We start from the raw sequence: 24408 nt of genomic DNA on the forward strand, positions 1-24408 counted from the left end.
AGTTCTGAGATTTTTGATACTATTTTATCTATAAAAGCCTACAATCCTAAGCTTTGACATTTTTAAGGTTACCCTATCCGGTGCCAAGCCGCGAAAAAGCTAGGATCGCGTTCGTCACAGACCATTGACCACTAAAGGCAACTTCCATGACTGCTAAACAACCGCTACTTTCCATTCAAGACCTGCACGCAAAGGTGGAGGACAAAGAAATCCTCAAAGGCGTCAATCTGGACATCTATCCAGGTGAAGTACACGCCATCATGGGACGTAACGGTTCGGGTAAGTCGACCCTCTCATACACATTGATGGGGCACCCTCGCTACACCGTCACTTCTGGCAAGGTGTTGTTCAAAGGCGTAGATATTATCGAGATGTCGCCTGACCAACGTGCTCGCAGCGGTCTGGCGCTGGCATTTCAATACCCGGTGGCGATTCCTGGAGTATCCGTCTCGAACTTCCTGCGCGCTTCTGTGAACGCCGTGCGCGGCAAAGAGATTCCTGTCAAAGAATTCAGAGCCGAGCTCAAGGAAAAAATGAAAAGCCTGGGAGTTCCCAATGAATTCCTCAGCCGATATATCAATGATGGTTTTTCAGGCGGAGAGAAAAAACGTCTGGAAATTCTTCAATTGGCTTTGCTCAAACCAGCCCTTGCAGTTCTCGATGAAACAGACTCGGGTCTCGACATCGACGCGCTCAAGACAGTTTCGGAAGGCATCAACACCCTCGCTAATCCGGAAACGGCAATTTTGCTGATTACTCACTATCAGCGCATTCTCAACTATGTGGAACCACAATTCGTCCATGTCTTCCAGGACGGACGCATCATCAAATCTGGTGGCGCCGACCTGTCCAAAGAACTGGAAGCTCGTGGCTACGACTGGGTATCACAAGAACTTACGCCGTCAGGTGTTTCATAACATTTACGGATGGAGGCGACCATGTCTGCGGAACTAATTCACGATCAATCAATCGGCAACATCGGAAACGACTACTCACAGTATGGTTTCCAGGACAAAGAAGATTATGTCTTCAAGTCAGGCAGAGGTTTGACTCGCGAGATCGTAGAAAAGATCTCGTCGATGAAAAACGAGCCTGAGTGGATGTTGAAATACAGACTGCGCGCTCTCGACATATTCCTCAAGAAGCCAATGCCACGATGGGGCAACTGTCAGCTTCTCGACGATATCGACTTCGAAAACATCTTTTACTTCGTGCGCTCTTCAGAAAGAACTGAAAAAAGCTGGGACGATGTTCCAGAAGGCATCAAACAGACTTTCGACCGTCTGGGCATTCCAGAAGCTGAACGTAAGTTCCTTGCCGGCGTCACCGCGCAATACGAATCAGAAGTTGTCTACCACTCCATCCGCGAAGACCTGGAAGCTCAGGGCGTTGTCTTCCTTGATATGGATTCAGGATTGCGCGAGCACGAAGAAATAGTGCGCAAGCACTTCGGCACCGTTATCCCGGCTGCCGACAATAAATTCTCAGCTCTCAACTCGGCCGTCTGGTCGGGCGGAAGTTTCGTCTGGGTGCCGGAAGGCGTCAAGGTGGAAATTCCACTGCAAGCTTACTTCCGCATCAACGCGGAAAACATGGGTCAGTTCGAAAGAACGCTGATCATTGCTGAACCAGGCAGTTTCGTTCACTACATCGAAGGTTGCACTGCCCCGACTTATTCGACCGACTCGCTGCACTCCGCTGTAGTTGAGCTGATTGCCAAGCCAGGCGCGCACATTCGCTACACGACGATTCAAAACTGGTCGAAGAACGTATACAACCTCGTCACCAAACGCGCTGTTGCTCACACCGATGCCAAGGTCGAGTGGGTCGACGGAAACATCGGCTCCAAGCTGACCATGAAGTACCCGGCTATTCACCTGGTCGGCGAACGCGCACACGGCGAAGTGCTGTCGATCGCTTTTGCGGGCGACGACCAGCATCAAGACGCAGGTGCCAAGATGGTGCATGCTGCACCAAATACGACATCAATGGTGGTCTCCAAGTCCATCTCGAAAAATGGCGGCAGAACCTCGTATCGCGGTCTCGTGAAAGTCTATCCAAACGCCAAAGGCGCCAAGTCGAACATCAAGTGCGATGCGCTTCTGCTCGATGAAAAATCTCGGTCGGATACCTACCCGACTATGGAAATCGACGAAAAAGACGTCACCATCGAACACGAAGCAACGGTGTCAAAAGTCGGTGAAGAGCAACTCTTCTACCTGATGAGTCGTGGACTGACACAAGACGAAGCTACCGCCATGATCATCAATGGATTCTTCGAGCCGTTCACAAAAGAACTGCCGCTTGAATACGCTGTTGAACTGAACCGGCTCATCCAGCTCGAAATGTCAGGTTCGGTGGGGTAGAAATCGTGAATTCTTTTATGCACTGCCGCCAGATCTAAAGATTTGGCGCAGTGTATTTAGCGGCCCGAAGTAATGCGGAATCAAGGAAAGACAAATGTCAGAGTCGAAGTCGGTAAACACAATTGCACGGGAGCGCGTGGATAATTTGGCGTCCCAGAATGGCGAACCATCTTGGTTGAAAGAATTGAGGGTATCTGCATGGGAAGCATATCTGCAGACACCCATGCCCACAGGTCGTGACGAAGATTGGCGCAAGACTGATATCGAAAGTTTGGATTTGTCCAACTTGAACGCCATCGATCTGTCGACCAAGAGCGACGCGAAAGCAAAATTACCAGAATGGTTCGAAACTGCCCTGACGTTCTTCGAAGATAATTCAGGCGTTGTTGCAGAAGTCGGACAATCATCTATACCGGCAAAACTTCCCGCAGAATTAGCCGCCAAAGGCGTCATCTTCTGCACATTGAAAGAAGCCCTGCGCGATCATGCCGAATTGATCCGCCCCTATCTTTCCAAGATCGAGTGCGACCAGAAATTTGTCTTGATGAACAAAGCCCTCTTCAACGGCGGCGCTTTCCTCTACGTTCCAGCCAACGTCGAAGTAGAGGGACCTTTCATCAGCCTCACTCACTTCACTTCATCGAATGGCTCTCCCAACGGCGTGGCCATTTTTCCGCGCTTGATCGCCGTACTGGGCAGTCACAGCAAAGCCAACTTGATCAACATCATCAGCTCGGAGCCTGGCGCTGAAACCAAGACAACTCTGCGTTCACTGGCCAATGCGCTCGTCGAAGTGCACGTTGCTGCCGGTGCAAAATGCGAATATCTCGAAATTCAGAAATTCGATGCCAACGTCTTTGCCATTACTCGCACTCACAATCAAGTCGAACAAGACGCATCGGTCAAGTCACTGACAGTTGCTCTCGGCGGTTCACAATTGAAGGGCGACATTGCCACGATCTTGAATGCTAAAGGAGCAACAAGCGATCTGCAGGGCATCGTTCTTGGTGACAACGATGAACATTACAGCTTCAACACCATCCAGAAACACATCGCCCCTGATACCAACTCCAATATCAACTTCCGAGTGGCATTGAAAGGCAACGCCCAATCGATCTATCAGGGAATTATCGAAGTCGATAAGATTGCGCAGAAGACTGCAGCTTTCCAGAGCAACAAGAACCTGCTGCTCGGCAATGAAGCTCGCGCTGATTCCATTCCTAAGTTGGAAATTCTCGCCGATGACGTCAAATGCTCACATGGAGCCACAGTTGGTCCAGTCGATCGCGAGCAAATCTTCTATCTAATGAGTCGCGGACTATCTGCGCCCGCTGCCGAAGAATTGATTGTCACAGGCTTCTTCAGACAGATTTTGGAAGCATGCACGATCGGCAGAGCCAAAGACTGGGTCTACGACGTATTGGCTGAAAAAATTCACGGGGTCTAAATCGATGAGCGCTGAATTCAGCAAAGTAGCAAACAAAAATGATGTGCCTGAAGGCCACGTCAAAGTCTACACTGTAGAGAATCAGCGCATCGCCGTTTGCAATGTCGAAGGAAAGTTCTTTGCCGTCGCGGATATCTGCACGCACGACGGCGGTCCGCTTGGAGAAGGCGAGCTAGTCGACAACACGATCGAATGCCCGCGCCATGGTGCTCGGTTTGATGTGGAGACCGGAGCGGTGGTGTGTATGCCGGCGGTCGTACCGATCGCCACATACCCATGCGAAGAACGCGGAGAAGATTTATGGGTCGCCGTCTCTGGCGAACACAAATAAGGTGTAAGGGTTAAGACAATGTTCGATATCAAAAAAGTCAGAAAAGATTTTCCAATACTAGATCGTCAGGTCAACGGCAAGCGGCTGGTCTACCTGGACAGCGCGGCGACATCGCAAAAGCCGCTCAGCGTAATTCGATCGCTGACAGACTACTATGAAAATTACAACGCTAACATTCATCGCGGCATTCATACATTGAGCGAGGAAGCGACTGAAGCCTTTGAAGTAACAAGAGAGAAAATCCGCCAGTTCATCGATGCGGCAGAGGCACGGGAAGTCATCTTCACCAAGAACGCCACTGAAGCAATCAATCTGGTGGCTCAAACCTATGGACGACAGAACGTTCTCGCGGGCGACGAAATTGCGATAACGCCGATGGAACATCACTCCAATTTCGTGCCCTGGCAACAACTGGCCAAAGAGCGTGAAGCCAAGCTCGTTTTCCTGCCTCTGACAGATGATGGACAAATAGATCTGGCCGCTGCGAAGAAGCTTATTACAAACAAAACTCGTATCGTCGCAGTTACGCAAATGTCCAATGTGCTGGGTACCATAAATCCAATCAACGAATTGGCTAAGCTGGCGCATGATGCCGGTGCCGTGCTCTTTGTGGACGGCGCGCAGGGTATTCCCCACTTGCAAACATCAGTGCGTGAATTAGATTGTGATTTCCTGGCGTTCTCGATGCACAAGTTGCTGGGCCCGACGGGCGTTGGTGTGTTGTGGGGTCGAGAAACATTGCTGGAAGCAATGCCTGCCTTCATGACAGGCGGCGACATGATCAATTACGTCTCGCGTGAAAAAACCACCTGGAACGAATTGCCCTGGAAATTCGAAGCCGGCACTCCGAATATTGCTGATGTCATTGCCAGCGCCGCAGCTATCGATTACCTCAACGACCTGGGCATGGATAATGTGCGCGCCCACGAAATAGAGCTTGTTGAATACGCCATCAAGGGTCTTCAGGGGCTCGGTGATGCCGATATTTACGGACCGCTCGACGCCACTAAACGTGGTGGCGTAATTTCTTTCAACTTCAAAGACGTTCACCCTCACGACGTCGGGCAGATTCTCAACGATGCAGGCATCGCCATTCGCGCCGGGCACCATTGCTGCCAGCCATTGATGCGCGACCTCGGTGTGATGGGCACGGCCAGAGCCAGTTTCTATGTTTACAACACAAAGGAAGAAGTCGATATATTATTGGATGCCCTCAAAGAAGCAGATAAGGTTTTAGGACATGTCGCTTGCAGATGACCTATATCGAGAAACCATTCTCGACCACTACCACAACCCGCGCAACCGCGGTGAAATAGAGGATGCGACGGCGAAAGTCGAAGGCGTAAATCCTCTTTGTGGAGACGAACTGACACTCTACATTCAACTTGATGGAGATACTGTCAAGGACGTCAAGATTACAGCGAAAGGATGCTCTATCAATACAGCATCAGGTTCAATGATGAGTGAAGCTGTAGTCGGTCAATCAATAGCCGACGTCAAGAAAACAGTCGACGCCTTCAAATCAATGATGATGTCAAAGTCAGGCGATGTCAGTTTGCCTGAGGAGATGGAAGATCTTGAAGCTCTTCAAGGCGTGCGCAAGTATCCAGTCAGAATAAAGTGTGCACTGCTGCCCTGGAACACACTTCTGGAAGGTATTCAGACGGCACAGGCAGAACAAAAAGTAAAAGAGGCGAAGTAAACGATGTCATCACTGCAAGAAGATGTAGTGCGCGAAAATCTCCGCACAGTTGTCGACCCAGAGCTGGGCGTGAGCATCGTCGATCTGGGATTGATTTACGGCATTGAGGTCAAAGATAACGACGTCACTGTCAAAATGACACTGACAAGTCCCGCCTGCCCGGTCGGAGCGGTTATTCAAGCACAAGCTCACAGCGCCGTGAAAAAACTACCCTGGGCAAAAGAAGTAAAAGTGCAACTCGTCTGGAGTCCCCGCTGGGATCCACGCCTGATGGCAAGTGAAGACGCCAAGATGGAATTAGGAATTATGTAGGATTTCGATAAATCGGGCACCATGCGGCAATTAATCACCGTAGGGTTAAGACGAGTTATGGAAAATCCCACCAACTAATGAAACTCAGTTCAGCTAGAAGTAAACTAGCTCCGCTGTCGTTGTGCCGTTGCAATGTCAAGGATGCAGCGCAGAACTCGGACACCTAACCTCAACCAATGCCAAAACCGGTCATACACGATCACGACGGTCACGTCGACGACATCCTCAGCTGCATCTTATTGTGGCTTGCCAAAGAAGTGGATCTGCAAGCAGTTGGCATCACCAATGGTGATTGTTATGCCGACCAGGCCTTCGAAGCGATCTTGAAAATGGCGACCTATCTCGACATCGACGGTCCCGAGATTGCCTGGAATGACGAGCCTGTACCCAATCCATTCCCCGACAACTGGCGGCGCGAAAGCTACATCATCAACGAGCTGCCTCTATTCGGCGATATTTATCTCAAGAAGTTATACCAACAAGGCAAAGGCAGACGTTCCGAAGAAGCCTTTGCCGATTGCCTCGCTCACACCAAAGAACCGCTTACGATTGTGGCTACCGGGCCGATGACTGTGCTTGCCCCAATTCTGAAAAATTCAGACCTGCGCAAGAAGGTTGCCGAAGTCGTCGTCATGGGCGGAGCAATTCAGGTGCCGGGCAACGTCGAGGAAGCCAACCATGACGGCAGCGCCGAGTGGAATGTCTATGCAGACCCTGTCGCGTTCAAACAGGTGCTCGAAACAGGCGTGCAAGTAAAAATGATCCCGCTTGACGTCACCAATCAAGTGCCTGTCACCCGAGAGTTTTTGCAGCGATTAGAAGAACAGAGTGCCAAATACAAAGCATCCCTGCTGGCGGCAAAACTCTGGTCACTGGTGAAAGGATTCACCTACTACTTCTGGGACACGATTACTGCAGCAGCAGCTATAAGGCCGGAGCTTTTTACGTTCAAAGACATGCGTATAGAAGTAGTCACGCAAGGCAAAAGCATGGGCAAGACATCCAGCGTCATGTTCGGTGGCAAAAAAATTCAGGTCGCGACCGGCATGGACAAAGCCGGTTTCGAGGATCTGCTGCTCGAGATTTTCAGAGCACGATAATTGGTCGCATCAGCGCACATGCTTCGTGCCGGGCCGATCTAAATTGATGAGGAATAGAAAATGGAATACAGGAAACTCGGAAACTCTGGACTAAAAGTGCCGGTGCTCAGCTTCGGTACAGGCACCTTCGGCGGTGGCAATGAATTTTTTAAAGCGTGGGGAGCAAGCGATGTCAAAGAAGCAACGCGCCTTGTAGACGTCTGCCTCGATGCCGATCTAAATTTCTTCGATACCGCTGACATTTATTCAAATGGAATGTCGGAAGAAATATTGGGAGAGGCAATTAAAAAGCGACGCGACAAAGTTTTGATCTCGACGAAGGCCACATTCAAAATGGGCAAAGGTCCGAACGATTTAGGCTCGTCCCGACACCATCTGATCAAAGCATGCGAAGACAGTCTGCGACGGCTGGGAACGGACTACATAGACATCTACCATATGCATGGCATGGATGCATCCACGCCGATCGAGGAAACGCTGAGCACGCTCAACACTCTGGTCACAAGCGGCAAAGTACGCTATATCGGTTGCTCCAACTTCTCAGGATGGCACCTGCAAAAGTCACTGGACATTTCAGAAAAATATGGCTGGGCTCGCTACGTCTCGCATCAAGCCTACTACTCACTGATAGGTCGTGAGTTCGAATGGGAATTGATGCCGCTCGGGCTATCGGAAAAAGTGGGCACGACCGTATGGAGCCCGCTCGGCTGGGGACGGCTGACCGGCAAAATCCGCCGCAACGCACCACTGCCGGCAGAAAGCAGATTGCACAAGACTGCAGACCTGGGTCCGCCAGTCAACGACGATTACCTGTACGATGTGGTCGATGCACTGGACGAAATAGCGAAGGAAACCGGAAAGAGCATCCCTCAGATCGCACTCAACTGGCTCGCTCATCGCCCGACAGTTTCCAGCATCATTATCGGTGCGCGAAATGAAGAGCAGCTAAAGCAGAATCTGCAGGCTGTCGACTTCAATCTGACGGAAGAGCAGATAAAGAAACTGGACATCGCCAGCGAGATCACCCCGATCTACCCTTACTGGCATCAGTGGCAATTCAAGGATCGTACACCACTAGCGGTACCATCGTACAAGTAGAGCACAACACATGGGTGCGCTTTTCACTATGTTTGGGAAGCGCACTCTAATCTCAATGCATAATGTCAATTAAGGACCAGCCAAAACTTCTGCTTGCCATTTATGCTTTGCTGGGTCTGCTGGCACTGATTTTTGCCGCACTCCTGTACATTAACCCGCTCAATCTAGACGCGACACCTGCTGCAACGCGCATCTCCACTCTTCTGACTCAAGCGGAATTGCTGCGCAACAAAAAACAATCGGCAGATGCCGAAAAACTTTGCCTGGACGCGCTGAAAATATCAGATTCATCTACCGATGATATGCAGAAAGCGCAGGTTTATCATGCTCTCGGTTTAACTTACTTCCAGAGCCAAAAGCTAGACGAAGCAGATAGTTGCTATCGAAAAGCACTTTCGTACCTGGACCAACAGATAGATCAAGAGGGTAAAAACCGCCTCACACTCGAGAATCTGAGACGTGCTCAAAACCTGCATGCACAAATCGAAGGCGACCTGGCTGACCTGCTGGCGTCAGAATCCAAATACGAAGAAGCAGAGGCGCGGTACCGTTCTGCAATAGAACGAAACGATCAATACCTGGGTAGCCTGGAGTTGCAGCGCAATTTCTCGAACAAACTTGCCTCTGTGCTGGTGAAAGCCGGTAAAAACGGACAAGCAGACCCACTACAGGTGGAAGCATATGCCAGCGACTATGCCACTAAAGATTTGATGGCTGAAACAAAACTGATTCAAGAAGAATTCGATGAAGGCAAGATCGATGCCACCAAACGTCGATTACAGTTGAAAGCAATTGTCCTGGCCTCACAGAGAAAAAAGCGGGCCGTAGAGTACGTTGATGCACAAACAGATCTAGCAAAGGCACTGCTCGAAGAAGGTCAACCGAAAGAAGCCCAGAAGGAATTGGCGGTTGTCTTTGACTTTGTCAAAAACGGCCAATTCGATCACGAATCAGAATCAATCTGGCTTGGACGAGCGCGCGTCATTCAAGCCGCCATATACCTGGCTTTGCACGAAGATAAAGAAGCTCAACGTGTGATGGATCAAGCCGGAAAAGCCAATCCGAAACTGGTGCTCATGTCACTGCTCATGCATATGAAGACAGCCAATTCACGAGATGTGGGGCTAAAGAACTACGCTGATCTAATGACCAATTTGGCGGCAATGGCTCATCTGGAAAAATTCCATAAGGCATCGTTGAGCCAGGAAGATCTAACCAACTTGACTATGGTCGCCTACCAAACCGGCGTGGACTATTCAAGAATGGGAAAGACCACTCAAGCAAAACGCTTCCTCAAGCTCGCGCTCGATCTGGCGCAAGGAACCAACGCCTGGATGCAAGCCGAGATTACTACCCATCTCGGGCGAGATGAGGCAACTCAAGGGCAATACGCGGAGGCAGAGAAGGATTACCAACGTGCTTTGAGTATCTTACCGAACGTCAAACCGTTAAATAACCTGGTCTATCTGTCGCTCAGCGCCAATTATTACGAGCTTGGTGATTTGTACAGCAAAATGCACAATGAAACCAAAGCAAAGGAATACTTCAAGAAAGCCTACAACAACGATATCAAACATAAAAACTGGACGGGAATTCTTGCATACGCGCAGTATCTGAACAGCCACGGAGATTACAAAGCAGCTCGTCCAATTTACGAGCAAGCACTGGCAAACCTGAAGGCACAAGCCAATCCATCAAAAAAATACATTCAGTTGATGGAAAGCAAATTACAGCGATTCCCTGTCTTTGCCAGTGACAAAAAAGTAGAAGCTCTAATTGCGGAAGGGAACAAGTTCCTCACCGATAAAAACAAAACAGCCGCACGCAACTCATTTCAAAATGCAGGAACGGCTGCTGTAGAAAAATTCGGAAAGGAAAGCTTCTCGACCGCTCAAGCATACAGAGACATTGCCGACAAGTTTATGGAAGTATCCGACTTTGAAGACGCCAGACCTTACTACCAATTGGCGCTAGAAATCTTCGAACGCGACAAAAAAATCCTTCTTCCGAGGGCTAACTACGTCAACTATTGCCGGTGCCTTAGTGAAGAAAAAGATGACTCACATAAGTCTGCGAACGCAGAGAAGATTACTTCAATGCTCCTGCCCATAACTGCGGAAATAGAGGCAGATCCAGATAGCGCAGACAGACCAATTTTGTGCCTGGCACAATCGCTGCTCGGCGAAGCTTACAGTAATCAGAAAATGTATAAGCAAGCACAGGATTATTACAATCGCAGCGTTGTCTCTGCCGAAGAACACCTGAGAATTGATCCTCGCGAAGGAACTAGAGCCCAATTGGCAGAGTCCTTGCGAAATCAGGCGGTGAACTACACGAAATTGAAGAAATTTGACGTGGCAATAGACAGCTACAAGCGGGCAATTGCAATCTGGGAAAAGCTGAAGCAGACACCAGATGTGGTTAAGAAATTGAACGACGCACGGGTACTTTTGAAAGAAGCAATTTCGCAAAAGGACAAACCAAATACCTAGGTGCATCAGCCAGCTCGGTGCATCAACCAGCCCTCAGTGAATCAACCGGCTCTCAGTGCATAAATCACCCATGCGCATCAATCGCCTGGGCGCTCGCAGTGTAGCCAGTATTTTCTATAGGTATCCCATTCCACATCGTCGGTGGTGTAGTCAGCGAACAAAGCAACGCCGCCAATAACATCACCAACAGTTTCGGCTGAACTCAATCCTTGATTTAATCCACGCAAAGAATTAGCCAGACTTTCACAACGAGCGCGATGCGCCAGTGTCGCGTCTTCATAAGTGGGCAGCCCGAAGATCGCTTCGCAATGAGCCATTCCACTCTTGTTTGCGGCTGCTACAGCCTGACTGACATGAACGACCTGCTGCGACATCAACCATGCGTAAGCACGCGGCAAATAAAGATAAGAGTCATAGCACATCACGCAGAGCTGATCGCACCTGGCTGCTACTTCACGGAAATACTGATCATTCCAGCCCCACAATGTGTTCGGATACCACATAGGAGTGTCAACACCAAGTAGTTGAGTAGGCTTCAGGACTGCTCGCGTTTCATCAAGAAGCGCAAGCAATCCGCGATCGCCGTTTGAACAAAACTCGTAGTCCCACTGAATGCCATCAAAACCACAATCGTTAACCAGCCAGAGCGCTTCTTGAATAAGTTTCTTTCGGACATCGGGCTTGGATAAATCAAGCCCATCGCGCTGCGGAGCAGCACCAACATAAACCCAGGCAATCGCTTTTGTGCCCGGTACTCGCTCATGAACAGCGTTAGTAATCTTAATTGCCCCTGCCTGACGGCGCATTTTCAGACTGCCATCAGACTTCGTTGTCAGCACATGGAAGTATGCATACTTAATTTGATTGACGCGCAACCGTTCGAGCATATCATCCCACTCTTTCTGCGACTGATGCTTGCCTGCGTACCAGTAGTAGCGCAGCCAGAGACCATTAGCAGCTTTGTTGGCACAAACGGAATGGAGCGGATTTTGCTGCTCGAAAAGATTTGCATCAATCATTCCCCAGACCACACAACCGACAAGGACCGCGATGCCGAGAAACAAAATTTTCCAAACTGACAACGACGGATTATAGGCTTTCAATAAATTCGTCTCGAATACGCATGAGAATGACACCTAACATATTCTTGCCGGTTCCATCGCCGCCGTCGCCCCAGAATTTGTCTCCCTTCGTGTGTTCCACAAGCGTCGCCGTCCCCGTAGATAGAAGGATCTTACGCAAACCTTCATGTTGAGTAAACTTGGCACGCACAGCCTCGACCATCAAATCGATTTTCACACTCTCCCAATCGGCGCGTAATGGTTTCTTTCGATCACGCCCCATCCGCGCCGCCACCATTGGTGACTTAGTTTCCCTGATGCGTTCCTGAATTTCCAGGTCAAGAAACTTCTGTGCTTGAAAGTAGTGTTCGACGGTCGGCCAAACACGCTCATCGATGGAAAGAGGCGAAGCATAGAAGTTCGAAAAACAACCATAGTCTTCACTTACACGATAAAACCGAATTACCTGTTCACTGTCGATCATGGTCATCATTCTCTCCATAAAGCGTTCATGGCAGTATTTAATGGTCGTATTCGAACTGATCAACCATTCTACGTCAACTCTCATTCATGCGCTTGCCTGGACCGGGAAACGTGAGATCTAGCCAAAAAACACACCGAATACAGGCAATGTTGAATTACAAATGAATGCCATTCCCGCAAAATAAATGCGAAGTTTCCGATCTACCGGCACCGCGCTTAAAAGACAACAGCACTAAATACAGTGCCATGCGCCCTACAATAAAAAGCAAATTGCCTCAACAACCTTGTAACACAAACTGTAACTTCTAACGTTCCACCGCAAAAGCTTGTGTATAATCAAACCGTGAACTCGAATCTAGTTAGAGCATGCGTAATCAAACCAACTCAGCGATGACCACCCCAGCGAGCCCGGCAGCGGCTCCAGAGTTCCACGTCTGCATGTGCTGCTGCATGAACTGTCCCTAGCGGGACATTAAGACACGATCCTCAGGATCTAAAACACCTTTATTGTATTGCACAGGAACATCAGGCATTTGATGCCCTGTTCAGACATTGAAAAAAACAAGTGATAGCTAACCGTTCAACACTACATACGGTGGCGCATGACGGCGCGCCGTTGATTCAGGAGTAAACTCAAATGGCAAAAGTATTTTTGACAAACGCAACAGGTTACATCGGCAAAGCAGTCGCCTTAGCGGCACTGAACAAAGGGCACTCAGTATCAGCACTGGCTCGCTCACCAGAAGCCACACAAAAGCTGGAGAAGATCGGCGTAAAACCTGTATCGGGCGACTTAAAAAAACCAGAACAATACACTGACACCCTCAATCAATATGACGTGGTAATACACACAGCCGCGACCAATGACGAAGATTTTGGCAAGTATGACACTCTGACAGTGAACAGCATTATCGAAACGCTGAAAGGAACAAACAAAACCTTCATCTATACAAGCGGCACCTGGGTGCTCGGAAACACAGGCGACATCATTGCCGACGAACAGACACCTTATGAACCTCTGCCATTTGTTGCCTGGCGTGCGGAGAACGAACAACAAGTCGTAAAAGCGGCTCAGAACGGAATCAAGGCAATCGTGCTGCGCCCTGTAATTGTCTACGGTGGAGAGGAAGGAATTATTGCCAATCTGATTCAGCAAGCTGAAAAGACCAAGACGGTGCCTTACATCACGACAGGACAGAACTACTGGTCACTCGTGCACGTCGAAGACCTTGCCGACTTGTATTTGCTAGCCATTGAAAAGGCCGAGGCAGGATCTCTGTACAATGCAAGCAGCGATTACTTACCGGCGAAACAAATCGCCGAATTAGTGGCTGGCGCCGCTCAGGCTCAGGCAAAATCTATTCCGTTAGAAGAAGCAAGAAAGACGCTTTCAATCTTTGCTGACGCCTTCGCACTCGATCAAAAAATCGGCGCAGTGAAAGCAAAGCAAGAGCTCGGGTGGCAGCCTAAAGCTCCGAAATTAGCCAACGCCATCGAAAAAACAAAACAATTGGCAGCCGGTCGCGCGTAAGGGCGATTGATGCACAATCGAAAAAGCTCTCGGCACTGGGGTCCGAGAGCTTTTTCATGTACACGTTTCGAATTTAATCCGGCAAGGAACAATAATCCAGACTCCGATCGGTGACATGGCGACCTATGATGAATATTGTCGACGCGATTTATTGAGAGGTTGTTATGGCTGCACAATATCGACAGGGCGATGTGTTGCTCATGCAAGTGAGTGAACTTCCAGTTGAGGCAAAAGAAGAGGCACCTTCAGACAAAATAGTTCTTGCCTACGGAGAAGTCACCGGTCACTCGCACAGCGTGCGCACCGAAGATGCGAAGCTCTTCCGCAACAATGAAGACAGCTACCTTGTAGTTGAGACAAAAGCGAATTTAGTTCACGAGGAACATGATTCGATTCCGCTTCCTGCAGGTGTTTACAAAGTTATCAGGCAACGTGAATACAACCCACGCACTGTGACCAACTACGTGAGCGATTAGTGCGCCTCAGTGGTCCTGCGATCTGAACGGGCGGCAAAATGCACAACGGCGACGTGCTTTTCAAAAGACTCGAACATTCCGCGGCAGAGTCTGCTCGCGCCGAAAGTTGGTTTAACAACGCTCGCGTTATTGTCGCATGCGGAAACATAGTTCGTTTGCGCATGACAGCCAGCTTTTTGCGCGATAAGGACGACCGGCTCTATGTAAAATTTGAAAGAATTACGAATCCAGAGCCTGAGATTCTGACATTGTCAGACAATGTCTATCTGCAGACAAGCGCAGGAGCAGCACTGAAAGGACTAAACCAATCCAATCTGAAACCGGGAATTCATGAAATCCACAGCATCATTCGCATGTGTCGAACGAAAAATCTGCAAGACACCTCACAAGAGGTCTGGGCAACCCGAAGAAGCGTATTGCGTGGCTTAGCTGATTTACACAATGCCTTTGATGAAGGGCTCTATGAGGCAAGCGCCAAAGATTTCAACATCTCGACAGCGGACCGCAGTGACACTACATCCGCGAAATCAGTGATTCGCATTGACGAAATGAAACTTCAGGCATTTATCAATGAGTGGGTCGCTCGAGCTCGACGAACTAAACCGATCGACAAAAAGAAACTAGAGACATCCATCAATGAGTTGTATCAACAGATAGGACTGCCGTCCCCCAGATTGGTATATGCCTCTAATCCGCTAATATTTGTAATAGCTGCGTCGTTTGCTGCTGCACTTGCGGCGCGAAATTCCGATTCGATAAATCCATTGAATCCAGTAGCAGCCGATCGGCAGGTCAATGTTGGCACTGACATATACAGATTGACTGTGCAAAAGGCGTTTACATGTCGCGACATTTATTATGATCGCGAACGTCAAGCTGCCTTCGACAAAAGATTGGACGAATTTCAAATCAATCAATTTAGAACATTTCCAAATGGCATCGCAGGTGATGCCGTTCGCTGCGCCATGTCAGACGCCATCCAAGCCATCCAATCAGACTCAGGCGGAATTCTCAACACAAAAGATTTCGCAGACTTTACGTTAGAGACGAAAATGGCGCGAGAAATATTTAAATGCACAGTCAACGCGGTCAACTGGTCGAGAGCGGACGGCGGGCAAGACCTGGCATCAGGAGCAGCAGATACAACGCTTTTCGATCAGCTTACTCAGACTCTGACTGGTGGGTCAGCCTGGCAAAATAAAGCGCTGACCGAAGCGGTCATGTCCTGTCGCTCGATTCTCAGGCACTGTAATACTCAAGAATATGACGAATTTCAAGTGTGCGCGTTGTCCAAAATCTTCACTACAAATCCGCCAAATCAAGACCTCCATGAAGCAATGCAAAAGGTCTGGAACGAATGTGGATTGATATTTATGCATCGCGACTTTTGCATTGTTAGCGAATACCCTCATGAGTTCCACGTGAACGAAAATGGTGCGCTACATAACGAGGAGGGACCATCGCTCCGCTGGCGCGACGGCTGGCAGCTTTACCATCTCGATGGCATCAGAGTGAACAAGCAACTCGTCGAAGCGCCTGAAACTATCACCGTGGATGATATCGAGAATGAAGAGAACATAGAAATCCGCAGACTGATGCTCGACCGATACGGAATAAAAGAATATCTGGTCGAAGTGGGAGCAAAAGAGATCGATCGCGATCAATACGGGGTGCTCTACAGGCATGTCGTTCATGATGCAATCGAGCCGCTGCTCATGGTTGAAGTCACTAATTCCACACCGGAAGCGGACGGCACTTTCAAAAAATACTTTCTAAGAGTGCCTCCACACATCAACACAGCAAAAGCCGCCGTTGCCTGGACCTTCAACATGAACGACGATGAATATGCTCCAGTTTTACAGACGTAATACCGTAGGACGTTGCGGACAAAAGTCAACAAGAACAATTATCAGAACCGGGCTTGAGCAGCCTGACAAGCCGGTCGCCAGAGGGTATACCTCACTCTCGGTATGGCGCATCGCGTTGGACACCGTTAGAATAATGGTGGCATGTCTGGGTTAAAAGTGGCATGCCGGAAGGGAGTCAGATTTTGTCGAGGCCAAAGATCCTAATCGTCGAAGACTATCACCCACAACAGTTCGTGTTCGAGCAGCTGTGTGAGCGGTTTGGCTACGATGCGTACATTGTCGGTACCGGCGAAGCGGCCCTTGGAGCACTTGGCATAGCGCAATACGCGGCAGTGATCATGGACATCAATCTGCCAGGGATGGACGGAATCGAAACTGTCCGTAAATTTAGAATGACGGAAAAAGGAACCGGCCGACATACCCCTGTCGTGGCACTTACAGCGAGCGGCATTGCAGGGCTGCGCGAAGAATGCCTGCACGCAGGAATGGATGACTTCATGAGCAAACCTTTCTCAGTTGAGGCGTTCCGAAAGATTTTGCTGCGATGGACCTACGACTCGCGGCGTCCGAACATGAGTTTGATTACCTCGTCTGAAGGCGACGACCAGTTGCTGTTCGGTTAGCTACGAAAACAACCTGACCTGGTGAACTCGTCCAGAGGAGAACGCCCCCAGAGGATAACTCATCCAGACAAGAACTCTTCCAGGGAAAAACCTATATCCGGGGCACGGCATTTCTCTTACTATTGAAAAGATGCTGCCTTTGCAACATTTCCACAAGATTACTAAGTTCGACAACCTGTCATTTTCAATGCACCACCAGTGCTACCATCAGACTAGACTATTAACATGCTCAAATCCAACAATGATGACAATGCAATCACTCGCGTGCGGCAGTGGCAGCAAGCTTTTCAAACCAGAGTACTTTCCAATCCCAAGTTCAAATGGTATCAGAGAGGCACCTGGCTGGTATCACTTTCCTGGGCTGCGGTTCTGATGATTCAATCCGTACCGTACTACAGCGCCATTGGCATCGGAGAAAGCGCTTACAAACAAGGCGACCTCGAAACAGCGGAGGCTAAATTCAAAGAAGCTTTGAAAGAAGCTCAGAATTACTCACAAAACGATCCTCGCCGTGCCAAGGCATACAACAATCTTGCTGAACTCTACAGAACACGTTTTCAATTCTCCGAAGCGGAACCCTATTACAACAAATCTGTTGAAATAGCTCGCCAACTTGGTAAGAATCGTCCAGAGCTACCGATGAGCCTAAATAATCTCGCGACGCTTTACAGAGATGAGGGGCGATATAACGAGTCCGAACAAACATTTCGAGAAGCACTCAAAATATGGGATGAGCGAATCAAGAAAGACGATACGAATCGCGCAGCGATTTTAAACGGCACAGGAAAAGTCCTCCGCGACCAGGGACGCTATGCTGAAGCCGAAACGTATTATCTGCAATCATTAGCAATCAAGGAAAAACTGCTGGGTAAAAATGATGCAGACAACGCAGTCATTCTAGCCAATCTCGGCGGAGTGTATCGAGATCAGGGTCAGTTTGCTAAGTCTGAGAAATACTACTTGCAAGCGCTCGCAATCGATTCAAGCGCTGTGGGAAAGGAACACAGTTATACGGCGACCGACTTGAACAACTTAGCCGGACTCTATCGTGATGAGAATCGGCTTGACGAAGCTGCAACACTATACAAAGAAGCACTGAGAATCAGAGAAAAACTACTGGGAGAAAATCATCCACTGGTGGCAAAGACTTTATCAGGTATAGCTGAACTGCAAGCGAAGCATCAAAATTTCAGCGGAGCCAAAATACTTCTGGAAAGAGTGCTGGCTATACAGATCAGGTTTTTGGGAGACAGTCATCCAGACGTTGCCACGACATACAATCTGCTCGGCAGTGTTTTGCTCGCGAAACACCAGGTGCAAGCAGCCCTGGAAATGCAGAACAAGTGCTTAGCAATTCGCGAAAAAAAGCTCAGTCCACAGCATCCGGATCTCGGCGTAGCTTTGATCGATCGAGCCCGTGCTGAAAGTTTCAACCATGAGTCATCCCAGGCTCAAAAGGATCTGGAACGGGGCACAAAAATTCTAACTGACGCACTCGGGTCCAATCATCCCGTTACGATACGTTCTTTAGTGAGCATGCATCCGACAACACCAAGGACCTAGGGCTCGCCTGGTCTAGATCATGTACAGGACTATCAGATGAATTCCCATCCTCCAGAACCACTAGGCCCCGCGATTCTTCAGGCTGTCTGGCGATTGTCCACAACAATACTTGTTTGCACTTTTTCGACAACCGGTTCGACCATCGCGCTTCAACAGCCAGCTTCAGCCGCTCCCGCGCACTCTGAGTCACGCCAAGTTTCCCCGCAAAAACCAAAGAGACCGCCTGTGTCCAATTCAAAACTTACACTGGAAAATTTCAGCCGATTAAAGAAAGGTGCTGATATGCAGTCAGTACTCAAAGAATTTGGAGCGCCCGCCAGAGATATCGGTAGCGGCATACACATCTACGAGTACGAATTAGCTGATGGATCGAAAGTATGGGTTGGCGGCGTTGAAAGACTGTTCTATGTCGACCACATTCAGGGCAAAAAGCATGTTCGACTCGTCGGTGAACCTGTTCCGGCAGGCGGCAACTTACCTGCGCAACCTTGATTCAACACACTTCTACAAGCAACACATAGCTCAAGCACAGCAACAATTGCCTGAAAGCGCCCAAACACGCTTATATAATCCTTACGGACGCATTATTCACGCCACCGACAGGCTATCATGACCATCGGAAGCCAGGCGCAGCAGCCTGCGTCCTCAATGCCGGTTGTCAAACTCGTCAGGAATAGCAAATGTTTGGGACTAAAAAAGAAGAGAAGTTAACTCCAGATCAGGTCAAAGGCGCCTTGTCAAAGGTCATGGATCCGGATCTCCACACTGACATTGTCACACTCGGAATGATTTCAGAAATCAAAATTGAGGGTGACAAAGTCGCATTCAAACTGACCTTGACGACTCCGGCATGCCCTGTCAAAGAAAAAATCGAAAGCGATGCCAAAGAAGAAGTTCTGAAACTTCCGGGCGTTAAAGAAGTCGAAATCGAAATGGGCGCAAGCGTTGCCGGCACAAGAAAAATACCGGGCAAAGAACCGGTGCCAGGCATCCGACAGGTGATCGCGGTCACGTCAGGTAAAGGCGGTGTAGGCAAAACCACAGTAGCAGTCAACCTGGCTTGTGCACTGGCCAGACTTGGAGCTAAAGTCGGCATTCTCGACGCCGATATCACAGGACCAAATGTGCCGCTGATGATGGGCGTAGACGACTATCAGCCGACAGCTAAAGACGACAAAATCATTCCTCCGGAGAACTTCGGAGTGAAAGTGATTTCGATGGCCTTTTTCGTATCGAGAGACACACCGGTAATCTGGCGCGGTCCGATGCTCGATAAAGCAATCAAACAGTTCTTACGCGACGTAAACTGGGGCGAACTCGATTACCTCGTTGTCGATATGCCCCCGGGCACTGGCGATGCGCAGTTGAGCTTGATTCAAGCGACCCAAGTTTCCGGCGGAATAATCGTCACAACGCCACAAGACGTGGCTCTGCTCGACGGTCGAAAGGGATTGGCAATGTTCAAACAGATGGACGTGCCAGTATTCGGCTTTGTCGAAAACATGAGCTACTTCCAACCACCTGGCACGACTGAACGCTATGAAATTTTTGGACATGGCGGCGGTAAAAAATTAGCCGAAGAAATGCAGGTTCCATTCCTTGGTGAAGTGCCACTGGAAACAGCTATACGGCAGGGCGGAGATGTCGGCAAACCAATCGTCGTTGCCGAACCAAATAGCGGCACTTCAGAAGCTTTCATCGGTATCGCAAAGCAAGTGGCAGCACAGATAAGCATCCACGCTCTGACACCAGCCTGACACCAGCCTGACAGCAGCCTGAAACAAACCAAAGCGATGAGAAACACGTTTTCTACGCCTGTGCTGACGCGCAGCGGATTGCAATTTGCTTCGGGGCTACCACGGTTTAGCAAGTACTGCTATTTAGAGCAAGGCACCATGGTGCCGGCAAAATTATCATCATCGCCGAACTGAACGATATTGCGCTTTATGCAGTCGTCGATTCGTTCCAGTATCGGCTCAGAAAACTCGCCAATCTTTGCGACCAACAATGTTTTGGGTATGGTGGCAATGACAGTGCAATCGATCACAGAATCAAGTCTCAATCCTGCAGCACGACCTTCGTCACTGTCAGTCCGTACACAGACACAAAAATCATCAGCATCTCGAGAAGGACTGGAAGTCAGTGGTATCAAAAGGACATCGTCGAGCCTGGCGTTGTTGTAGTCGTTTGAAACAATCACACCTGGTCTGCGTTTATTACGCGTGACACCATCTACCATCGTCGGATAGGAAACGAGAACAACGTCGCCCTTTTTGTAAGACTGCATGAAATTGTCGTCCCTTTGTACACGTCTATATTACACTCAGACGGTTTCGATTCACTGACTTTACGCCGTTAAAGGCGCTTTATCGGTTTGCTCGAAAATGGGTAAATAGTAGGTTCACGAATCCTTCACCGGGATAAGATTGAATATAGCAATGAGCCAATCACCTCAACGAAGATCAAGCCGGAGGAGCGCGAAAGGCGCGTCGATCATACTCGTCGCTCTCTGCGCCATCGGTTTAATAGCTCTGATCTGGATTGCCTTTCAATTGATGCTCGTCATGGGTGGTTCGCGGGAAGTTCGCAACGCAGTCGATACAGCAGTTTTGAACGTCGGCAAGCATGCCATCGACGTGGAGATGCCGGCGAGCGGAAACTTTGCCGACGTCGCAAACAGCGACGGCTCTGTCAGCATCAGCAATCTCTGTCGCGTCTGGGGAAAGGCTTTCATCATTAATGCTAATGCGGCCGACATGATAAGCGAAGGTACCGCAAACAGCGATACACAAACCAGTGCGCAGAACGCTTACTTAGAAGCGCAATCGATGAACAATGGATTGTCGGCCATGCTGCAAGACAAAAACACATTCAAAAATCATTTCAACTCCATCGCACAAAGCGCTCCAGCGAAATTGCTGGGACAAAATGCCGTTGTCCAGGATGCGCCTTCTATTTCGACGTGGTCGACAGCAATGATGGATAAAGGCTCCGAAAGCAATTTGTATTTCAATCCGACTCAGCTGCCACCAGGTGCAGGAGCCAATTTCAGCAACATCGACAAAGGCGGCAGATCCTATTTCCGCGGATACACCGCGATGACAGTGAACGGCAAAGACTTCTATCTACCTTCCTTCCGGCTCGGGGAAATGCCGCATCTCGTTTCTGCCAAAACGTTCAAACAGAATCTGACCAGTCAATTAGGTTCAGCCGCTCCAATTCCAAATGCATTTGAGGAATCGGGCATCATTTCGGAAGGAAGCACGACACTGACAGCCAACGCCTGTGCTCAAGCCAACCCGCAACGGCAATGGGGACTGGCTATTCCACACTCATTCGTTTGTATTGTATTCAGCAATCTTTCCCGGTGGTATCTGGACAAAAATCCAAACGATGGACAGTGGATGCTCAGGAAAGAAATCCCATATGGAACCCAACCCGGGCAGACTGTCTGGGGTCTCAAACAAGTGCGGCTTCGACCGCCACCCCCTGCGCCCGGTCCAAATGGCATCGGCGGTAAGATGGACGGTTACGCCTCACTGGGTAATGAATACAAAAATGCGGACGCCTGGGATGTTTTCAACGCGTTGCCTGGAGATCACCAGGCGCCTCTAAACAGACTCGTACAGAGGGTTAAGGAAATAGACCCTAACTTCACCCTTCAGAAGATGCAGAGTCTCATGCAAAGCGTCACCATACCTGTAACCGACAGGCCTTCGACGCGGCTCATTATCTATCCCAAATACAACGGGCCAAACTGTACCGAGCCCACCATGCAGATTGCCGTAGTGGGCTCGGGTGAGCTACCGGGCTGGATTCAAATGCCAATCTATTTCGACGGACAACAAAAAACAGTTTTGACTGAAAATCCGATGCAAGATGCGCCCAATACATGCTGGGATAACGTGGTCGGCGGAACCAGCCCCAGTTGTTACCATCACACCGAATACACAGGCAACGTGATCTGGGCACCAGGTACAGGCTTATATCAGTGCCTGGGCGAACTGAGAGTCGCTCGCGTCACCAACATCTATTTCACCAGCGACGCTGGTTAGTCAGATTCCGACTGGGAAGAACAGTCTCAGATCACTCCGGGCTTCGGATGACGAAAAGCGGTCATTCACGGTAACAGAGTTGCTTCAAATTGTCCGCAAAACAAGCGCTCCAAATTATTCTAAAGTGCAAAATTCCTTTCCTGCGCTATGATAAACGCGGGTTTGGACACTCGATATATACGATTGGGGCATGACCCCAAATATGGTGAATGCTCGAAAGTTTAGATATACGCGAATTCGCGCTCATAGAGAACGTCAGGGTGGAATGGACTCCTGGCTTGAACATTCTCACCGGTGAAACCGGCGCGGGAAAATCGATCATCATCGATGCACTGAATGCGGTGCTAGGGGGAAAAGCGGGAGCGAGCTTTATTCGCACCGGCGCAGAGAAAGCCTCGATTGAGGCATCTTTCAAAACTAATCCGCTCATTGCAGCCTGGCTGAAAAAGCAAGAGTTAATCGACGAAGAGCTGTCTACACTTGTCGTCAGCCGCGAAATTACAAAGTCCGGCTCCCGCATACGCATCAACGGAACACTCGTCAACAGCGCGATAGTGCAAGAATTATCACAGTTACTTTTGACAATTCATGCGCAGCACGAAGCACGCACATTAATGTCTCCACAGTCACAGCTGGAGATGCTCGACAGCCTGGGCGATCAACCGCACCGAAAATTGTTGGAAAAAGTGCGCACCCTCTGGTCGAGACGCAAAGAGCTGGTTGCGCAAATAAAAGAACTTGACACGACTGAAGATGAACGATTGCGCCGATTGGATTTCATCCGCTTTCAACTGACTGAGTTGAACGAAGCACAGTTAACTGATGCCGACGAAGATGAGGAGCTGAGCAAGCAAAAGAAAGTGCTGGCCAACGTAGCACAGCTCTCCAGCGCCGCCGCTCTCGCTTACGAAGTTTTGATGGGTGGCGAAAGTTCCGACAGCTCAACAATTGATATGTTGCAAACCTCTCTGGCTGAAGTTGAACGAGGCGCCCGTCTGGATCAGGAGCTGAATGAACCGGCCGATCTGCTCAAGCAAAGCCTGGCAAACATTGAAGAAGCGGCTCGCCACCTGCGCCGCTACGGTGCGGGGCTCGACACCGACCCCGAAGCACTTTCCAATGTAGAAGCCAGGCTGGCTGTGCTCGCTTCAATAAAGAGAAAGTATGGTCCTGAACTGACAGACGCAATCGCCAATCAAGCCAGATTAGCGGAAGAAGTAGACAAACTGGAAAACGCTCAGACCGCTACGGAAGGCTTGCAGGAAGAGCTGGCAGCTCTGGATGCAGCCTTAAACGAGAGCGCCTCAGAACTCTCCAACAAACGTCAGAAGCTGGGCAAAAAACTGAGCGAACAGGTGCTTTCCGAACTGATTGACCTGGGCATGGAACGATGCAAATTTGAAATCAAGTTCGACGCGACACCCGAAGTAACCTCGACAGGCGCAGATCGCGCCGAATTTCTGATTGCCCCCAACCCCGGTCAGCCCCTTCTGCCATTAGCAAAAATCGCCTCGGGTGGAGAACTGTCACGGGTTATGCTGGCGGTCAAATCTATTTTTGCCAGTGCTGACGGCGTTTCAACCGTTATCTTCGATGAAATCGACACCGGGCTGAGCGGACGAGTGCTGCAAGCGATGCGGGATAAGCTAGCCAGGCTGGCAAAATCTCACCAGATTCTGTGCATCACCCATCAACCGATCATCGCCTCAGTGGCCGACAACCATATAGAAGTCCAGAAGGAACATTCTAAAGATCTGACGAAGGTTTACGCGCGGCAACTCGACGCGGACCAGAGATTGCGATCGCTCGCATCCATGGCCAGTGGGCAAGAAGACGCAGAAGTGGCTTTAAATTTCGCGCGCTCTCTAATGGAACAAGCCAACCACCTGCGCGCCTGACA

Annotated in this window: 22 protein-coding genes; 19 read left to right on the forward strand and 3 right to left on the reverse strand. The window is 49.6% G+C overall.

The window, feature by feature from the left end; genetic code table 11:
• The first annotated feature begins 146 nt into the window (after nucleotides 1-146).
• The 10 genes from sufC (at nucleotide 147) to EKK48_01560 (ending at nucleotide 10848) form a co-directional block, all read left to right on the forward strand.
• Nucleotides 147-917, forward strand: a complete 771-nt coding sequence (gene sufC / locus EKK48_01515; protein RTL46044.1) for a Fe-S cluster assembly ATPase SufC — start codon at nucleotides 147-149, stop codon at nucleotides 915-917.
• Between the two features lie 9 nt (nucleotides 918-926).
• Nucleotides 927-2366 carry a Fe-S cluster assembly protein SufB gene (gene sufB, locus EKK48_01520; GenBank protein RTL46045.1) on the forward strand — a complete coding sequence of 480 codons (1440 nt, stop codon included), beginning with the start codon at nucleotides 927-929 and terminating at the stop codon, nucleotides 2364-2366.
• Between the two features lie 94 nt (nucleotides 2367-2460).
• The gene (gene sufD, locus EKK48_01525) at nucleotides 2461-3813 is read left to right on the forward strand and encodes a Fe-S cluster assembly protein SufD (GenBank protein ID RTL46046.1); all 1353 of its coding nucleotides are present in this window, start codon (nucleotides 2461-2463) and stop codon (nucleotides 3811-3813) included.
• A 4-nt stretch (nucleotides 3814-3817) separates the two neighbouring features.
• The gene (locus EKK48_01530) at nucleotides 3818-4144 is read left to right on the forward strand and encodes a non-heme iron oxygenase ferredoxin subunit (GenBank protein ID RTL46047.1); all 327 of its coding nucleotides are present in this window, start codon (nucleotides 3818-3820) and stop codon (nucleotides 4142-4144) included.
• Between the two features lie 18 nt (nucleotides 4145-4162).
• Nucleotides 4163-5401 carry a cysteine desulfurase gene (locus EKK48_01535; GenBank protein RTL46048.1) on the forward strand — a complete coding sequence of 413 codons (1239 nt, stop codon included), beginning with the start codon at nucleotides 4163-4165 and terminating at the stop codon, nucleotides 5399-5401.
• Nucleotides 5385-5846, forward strand: a complete 462-nt coding sequence (locus tag EKK48_01540; GenBank protein ID RTL46049.1) for an SUF system NifU family Fe-S cluster assembly protein — start codon at nucleotides 5385-5387, stop codon at nucleotides 5844-5846. The genes EKK48_01535 and EKK48_01540 overlap by 17 nt, the downstream gene beginning before the upstream one ends.
• Nucleotides 5847-5849: 3 nt before the next feature.
• The gene (locus tag EKK48_01545; protein RTL46050.1) at nucleotides 5850-6158 is read left to right on the forward strand and encodes a DUF59 domain-containing protein; all 309 of its coding nucleotides are present in this window, start codon (nucleotides 5850-5852) and stop codon (nucleotides 6156-6158) included.
• A gap of 176 nt (nucleotides 6159-6334) precedes the next feature.
• Complete coding sequence (locus tag EKK48_01550; GenBank protein ID RTL46051.1) at nucleotides 6335-7258, forward strand: hypothetical protein; 924 nt, start codon at nucleotides 6335-6337, stop codon at nucleotides 7256-7258.
• 60 nt (nucleotides 7259-7318) lie between these two features.
• Nucleotides 7319-8356 carry an aldo/keto reductase gene (locus tag EKK48_01555; GenBank protein RTL46052.1) on the forward strand — a complete coding sequence of 346 codons (1038 nt, stop codon included), beginning with the start codon at nucleotides 7319-7321 and terminating at the stop codon, nucleotides 8354-8356.
• A gap of 62 nt (nucleotides 8357-8418) precedes the next feature.
• Entirely contained in the window at nucleotides 8419-10848 is a 2430-nt protein-coding gene (locus EKK48_01560; protein ID RTL46053.1) for a tetratricopeptide repeat protein, read from the forward strand.
• Nucleotides 10849-10925: 77 nt separating this feature from the next.
• Here EKK48_01560 and EKK48_01565 read toward each other — a convergent pair whose 3' ends face one another.
• Nucleotides 10926-11867, reverse strand: a complete 942-nt coding sequence (locus EKK48_01565; GenBank protein ID RTL46054.1) for a hypothetical protein — start codon at nucleotides 11865-11867, stop codon at nucleotides 10926-10928.
• Nucleotides 11868-11937: 70 nt separating this feature from the next.
• The gene (locus EKK48_01570; protein ID RTL46249.1) at nucleotides 11938-12393 is read right to left on the reverse strand and encodes an NADAR family protein; all 456 of its coding nucleotides are present in this window, start codon (nucleotides 12391-12393) and stop codon (nucleotides 11938-11940) included.
• 636 nt (nucleotides 12394-13029) lie between these two features.
• Between EKK48_01570 and EKK48_01575 the strand changes: the two genes are divergently transcribed.
• The 7 genes from EKK48_01575 (at nucleotide 13030) to EKK48_01605 (ending at nucleotide 20210) form a co-directional block, all read left to right on the forward strand.
• Complete coding sequence (locus EKK48_01575; GenBank protein ID RTL46055.1) at nucleotides 13030-13923, forward strand: NAD-dependent epimerase/dehydratase family protein; 894 nt, start codon at nucleotides 13030-13032, stop codon at nucleotides 13921-13923.
• 164 nt (nucleotides 13924-14087) lie between these two features.
• Entirely contained in the window at nucleotides 14088-14399 is a 312-nt protein-coding gene (locus EKK48_01580; GenBank protein ID RTL46056.1) for a hypothetical protein, read from the forward strand.
• Between the two features lie 38 nt (nucleotides 14400-14437).
• Nucleotides 14438-16267, forward strand: a complete 1830-nt coding sequence (locus EKK48_01585) for a hypothetical protein (GenBank protein RTL46057.1) — start codon at nucleotides 14438-14440, stop codon at nucleotides 16265-16267.
• 161 nt (nucleotides 16268-16428) lie between these two features.
• Nucleotides 16429-16890 carry a response regulator gene (locus EKK48_01590; GenBank protein ID RTL46058.1) on the forward strand — a complete coding sequence of 154 codons (462 nt, stop codon included), beginning with the start codon at nucleotides 16429-16431 and terminating at the stop codon, nucleotides 16888-16890.
• A 225-nt stretch (nucleotides 16891-17115) separates the two neighbouring features.
• Nucleotides 17116-18453: a tetratricopeptide repeat protein gene (locus EKK48_01595; protein RTL46059.1), complete on the forward strand. Its 1338-nt coding sequence runs from the start codon at nucleotides 17116-17118 to the stop codon at nucleotides 18451-18453.
• A gap of 225 nt (nucleotides 18454-18678) precedes the next feature.
• Nucleotides 18679-18945 carry a hypothetical protein gene (locus EKK48_01600; GenBank protein ID RTL46060.1) on the forward strand — a complete coding sequence of 89 codons (267 nt, stop codon included), beginning with the start codon at nucleotides 18679-18681 and terminating at the stop codon, nucleotides 18943-18945.
• Nucleotides 18946-19133: 188 nt separating this feature from the next.
• Nucleotides 19134-20210 carry an iron-sulfur cluster carrier protein ApbC gene (locus EKK48_01605; GenBank protein RTL46061.1) on the forward strand — a complete coding sequence of 359 codons (1077 nt, stop codon included), beginning with the start codon at nucleotides 19134-19136 and terminating at the stop codon, nucleotides 20208-20210.
• Nucleotides 20211-20329: 119 nt separating this feature from the next.
• On the opposite strand, the gene EKK48_01610 is transcribed toward EKK48_01605, so the two are convergent.
• Complete coding sequence (locus tag EKK48_01610; GenBank protein ID RTL46062.1) at nucleotides 20330-20740, reverse strand: type II toxin-antitoxin system PemK/MazF family toxin; 411 nt, start codon at nucleotides 20738-20740, stop codon at nucleotides 20330-20332.
• 151 nt (nucleotides 20741-20891) lie between these two features.
• Here EKK48_01610 and EKK48_01615 point away from each other — a divergent pair, with 151 nt between their 5' ends.
• Nucleotides 20892-22508 carry a hypothetical protein gene (locus EKK48_01615; protein ID RTL46063.1) on the forward strand — a complete coding sequence of 539 codons (1617 nt, stop codon included), beginning with the start codon at nucleotides 20892-20894 and terminating at the stop codon, nucleotides 22506-22508.
• Nucleotides 22509-22717: 209 nt separating this feature from the next.
• Nucleotides 22718-24406 carry a DNA repair protein RecN gene (gene recN, locus EKK48_01620; protein RTL46064.1) on the forward strand — a complete coding sequence of 563 codons (1689 nt, stop codon included), beginning with the start codon at nucleotides 22718-22720 and terminating at the stop codon, nucleotides 24404-24406.
• Nucleotides 24407-24408: the final 2 nt, after the last annotated feature.

The sequence above is a fragment of the Candidatus Melainabacteria bacterium genome, assembly GCA_003963305.1.
In the GTDB taxonomy this organism is placed as follows: Bacteria; Cyanobacteriota; Vampirovibrionia; order Obscuribacterales; family Obscuribacteraceae; genus PALSA-1081.

Excerpts from the sequence above, each read along its gene's own strand:
- sufC (RTL46044.1), top strand. The coding sequence starts at position 147 with ATGACTGCTAAACAACCGCTACTTTCCATTCAAGACCTGCACGCAAAG.
- sufB (RTL46045.1), top strand. The coding sequence starts at position 927 with ATGGAGGCGACCATGTCTGCGGAACTAATTCACGATCAATCAATCGGC.
- sufD (RTL46046.1), top strand. The coding sequence starts at position 2,461 with ATGTCAGAGTCGAAGTCGGTAAACACAATTGCACGGGAGCGCGTGGAT.
- EKK48_01530 (RTL46047.1), top strand. The coding sequence starts at position 3,818 with ATGAGCGCTGAATTCAGCAAAGTAGCAAACAAAAATGATGTGCCTGAA.
- EKK48_01535 (RTL46048.1), top strand. The coding sequence starts at position 4,163 with ATGTTCGATATCAAAAAAGTCAGAAAAGATTTTCCAATACTAGATCGT.
- EKK48_01540 (RTL46049.1), top strand. The coding sequence starts at position 5,385 with ATGTCGCTTGCAGATGACCTATATCGAGAAACCATTCTCGACCACTAC.
- EKK48_01545 (RTL46050.1), top strand. The coding sequence starts at position 5,850 with ATGTCATCACTGCAAGAAGATGTAGTGCGCGAAAATCTCCGCACAGTT.
- EKK48_01550 (RTL46051.1), top strand. The coding sequence starts at position 6,335 with ATGCCAAAACCGGTCATACACGATCACGACGGTCACGTCGACGACATC.
- EKK48_01555 (RTL46052.1), top strand. The coding sequence starts at position 7,319 with ATGGAATACAGGAAACTCGGAAACTCTGGACTAAAAGTGCCGGTGCTC.
- EKK48_01560 (RTL46053.1), top strand. The coding sequence starts at position 8,419 with ATGTCAATTAAGGACCAGCCAAAACTTCTGCTTGCCATTTATGCTTTG.
- EKK48_01565 (RTL46054.1), bottom strand. The coding sequence starts at position 11,867 with ATGATTGATGCAAATCTTTTCGAGCAGCAAAATCCGCTCCATTCCGTT.
- EKK48_01570 (RTL46249.1), bottom strand. The coding sequence starts at position 12,393 with ATGATCGACAGTGAACAGGTAATTCGGTTTTATCGTGTAAGTGAAGAC.
- EKK48_01575 (RTL46055.1), top strand. The coding sequence starts at position 13,030 with ATGGCAAAAGTATTTTTGACAAACGCAACAGGTTACATCGGCAAAGCA.
- EKK48_01580 (RTL46056.1), top strand. The coding sequence starts at position 14,088 with ATGGCTGCACAATATCGACAGGGCGATGTGTTGCTCATGCAAGTGAGT.
- EKK48_01585 (RTL46057.1), top strand. The coding sequence starts at position 14,438 with ATGCACAACGGCGACGTGCTTTTCAAAAGACTCGAACATTCCGCGGCA.
- EKK48_01590 (RTL46058.1), top strand. The coding sequence starts at position 16,429 with ATGCCGGAAGGGAGTCAGATTTTGTCGAGGCCAAAGATCCTAATCGTC.
- EKK48_01595 (RTL46059.1), top strand. The coding sequence starts at position 17,116 with ATGCTCAAATCCAACAATGATGACAATGCAATCACTCGCGTGCGGCAG.
- EKK48_01605 (RTL46061.1), top strand. The coding sequence starts at position 19,134 with ATGTTTGGGACTAAAAAAGAAGAGAAGTTAACTCCAGATCAGGTCAAA.
- EKK48_01610 (RTL46062.1), bottom strand. The coding sequence starts at position 20,740 with ATGCAGTCTTACAAAAAGGGCGACGTTGTTCTCGTTTCCTATCCGACG.
- EKK48_01615 (RTL46063.1), top strand. The coding sequence starts at position 20,892 with ATGAGCCAATCACCTCAACGAAGATCAAGCCGGAGGAGCGCGAAAGGC.
- recN (RTL46064.1), top strand. The coding sequence starts at position 22,718 with ATGCTCGAAAGTTTAGATATACGCGAATTCGCGCTCATAGAGAACGTC.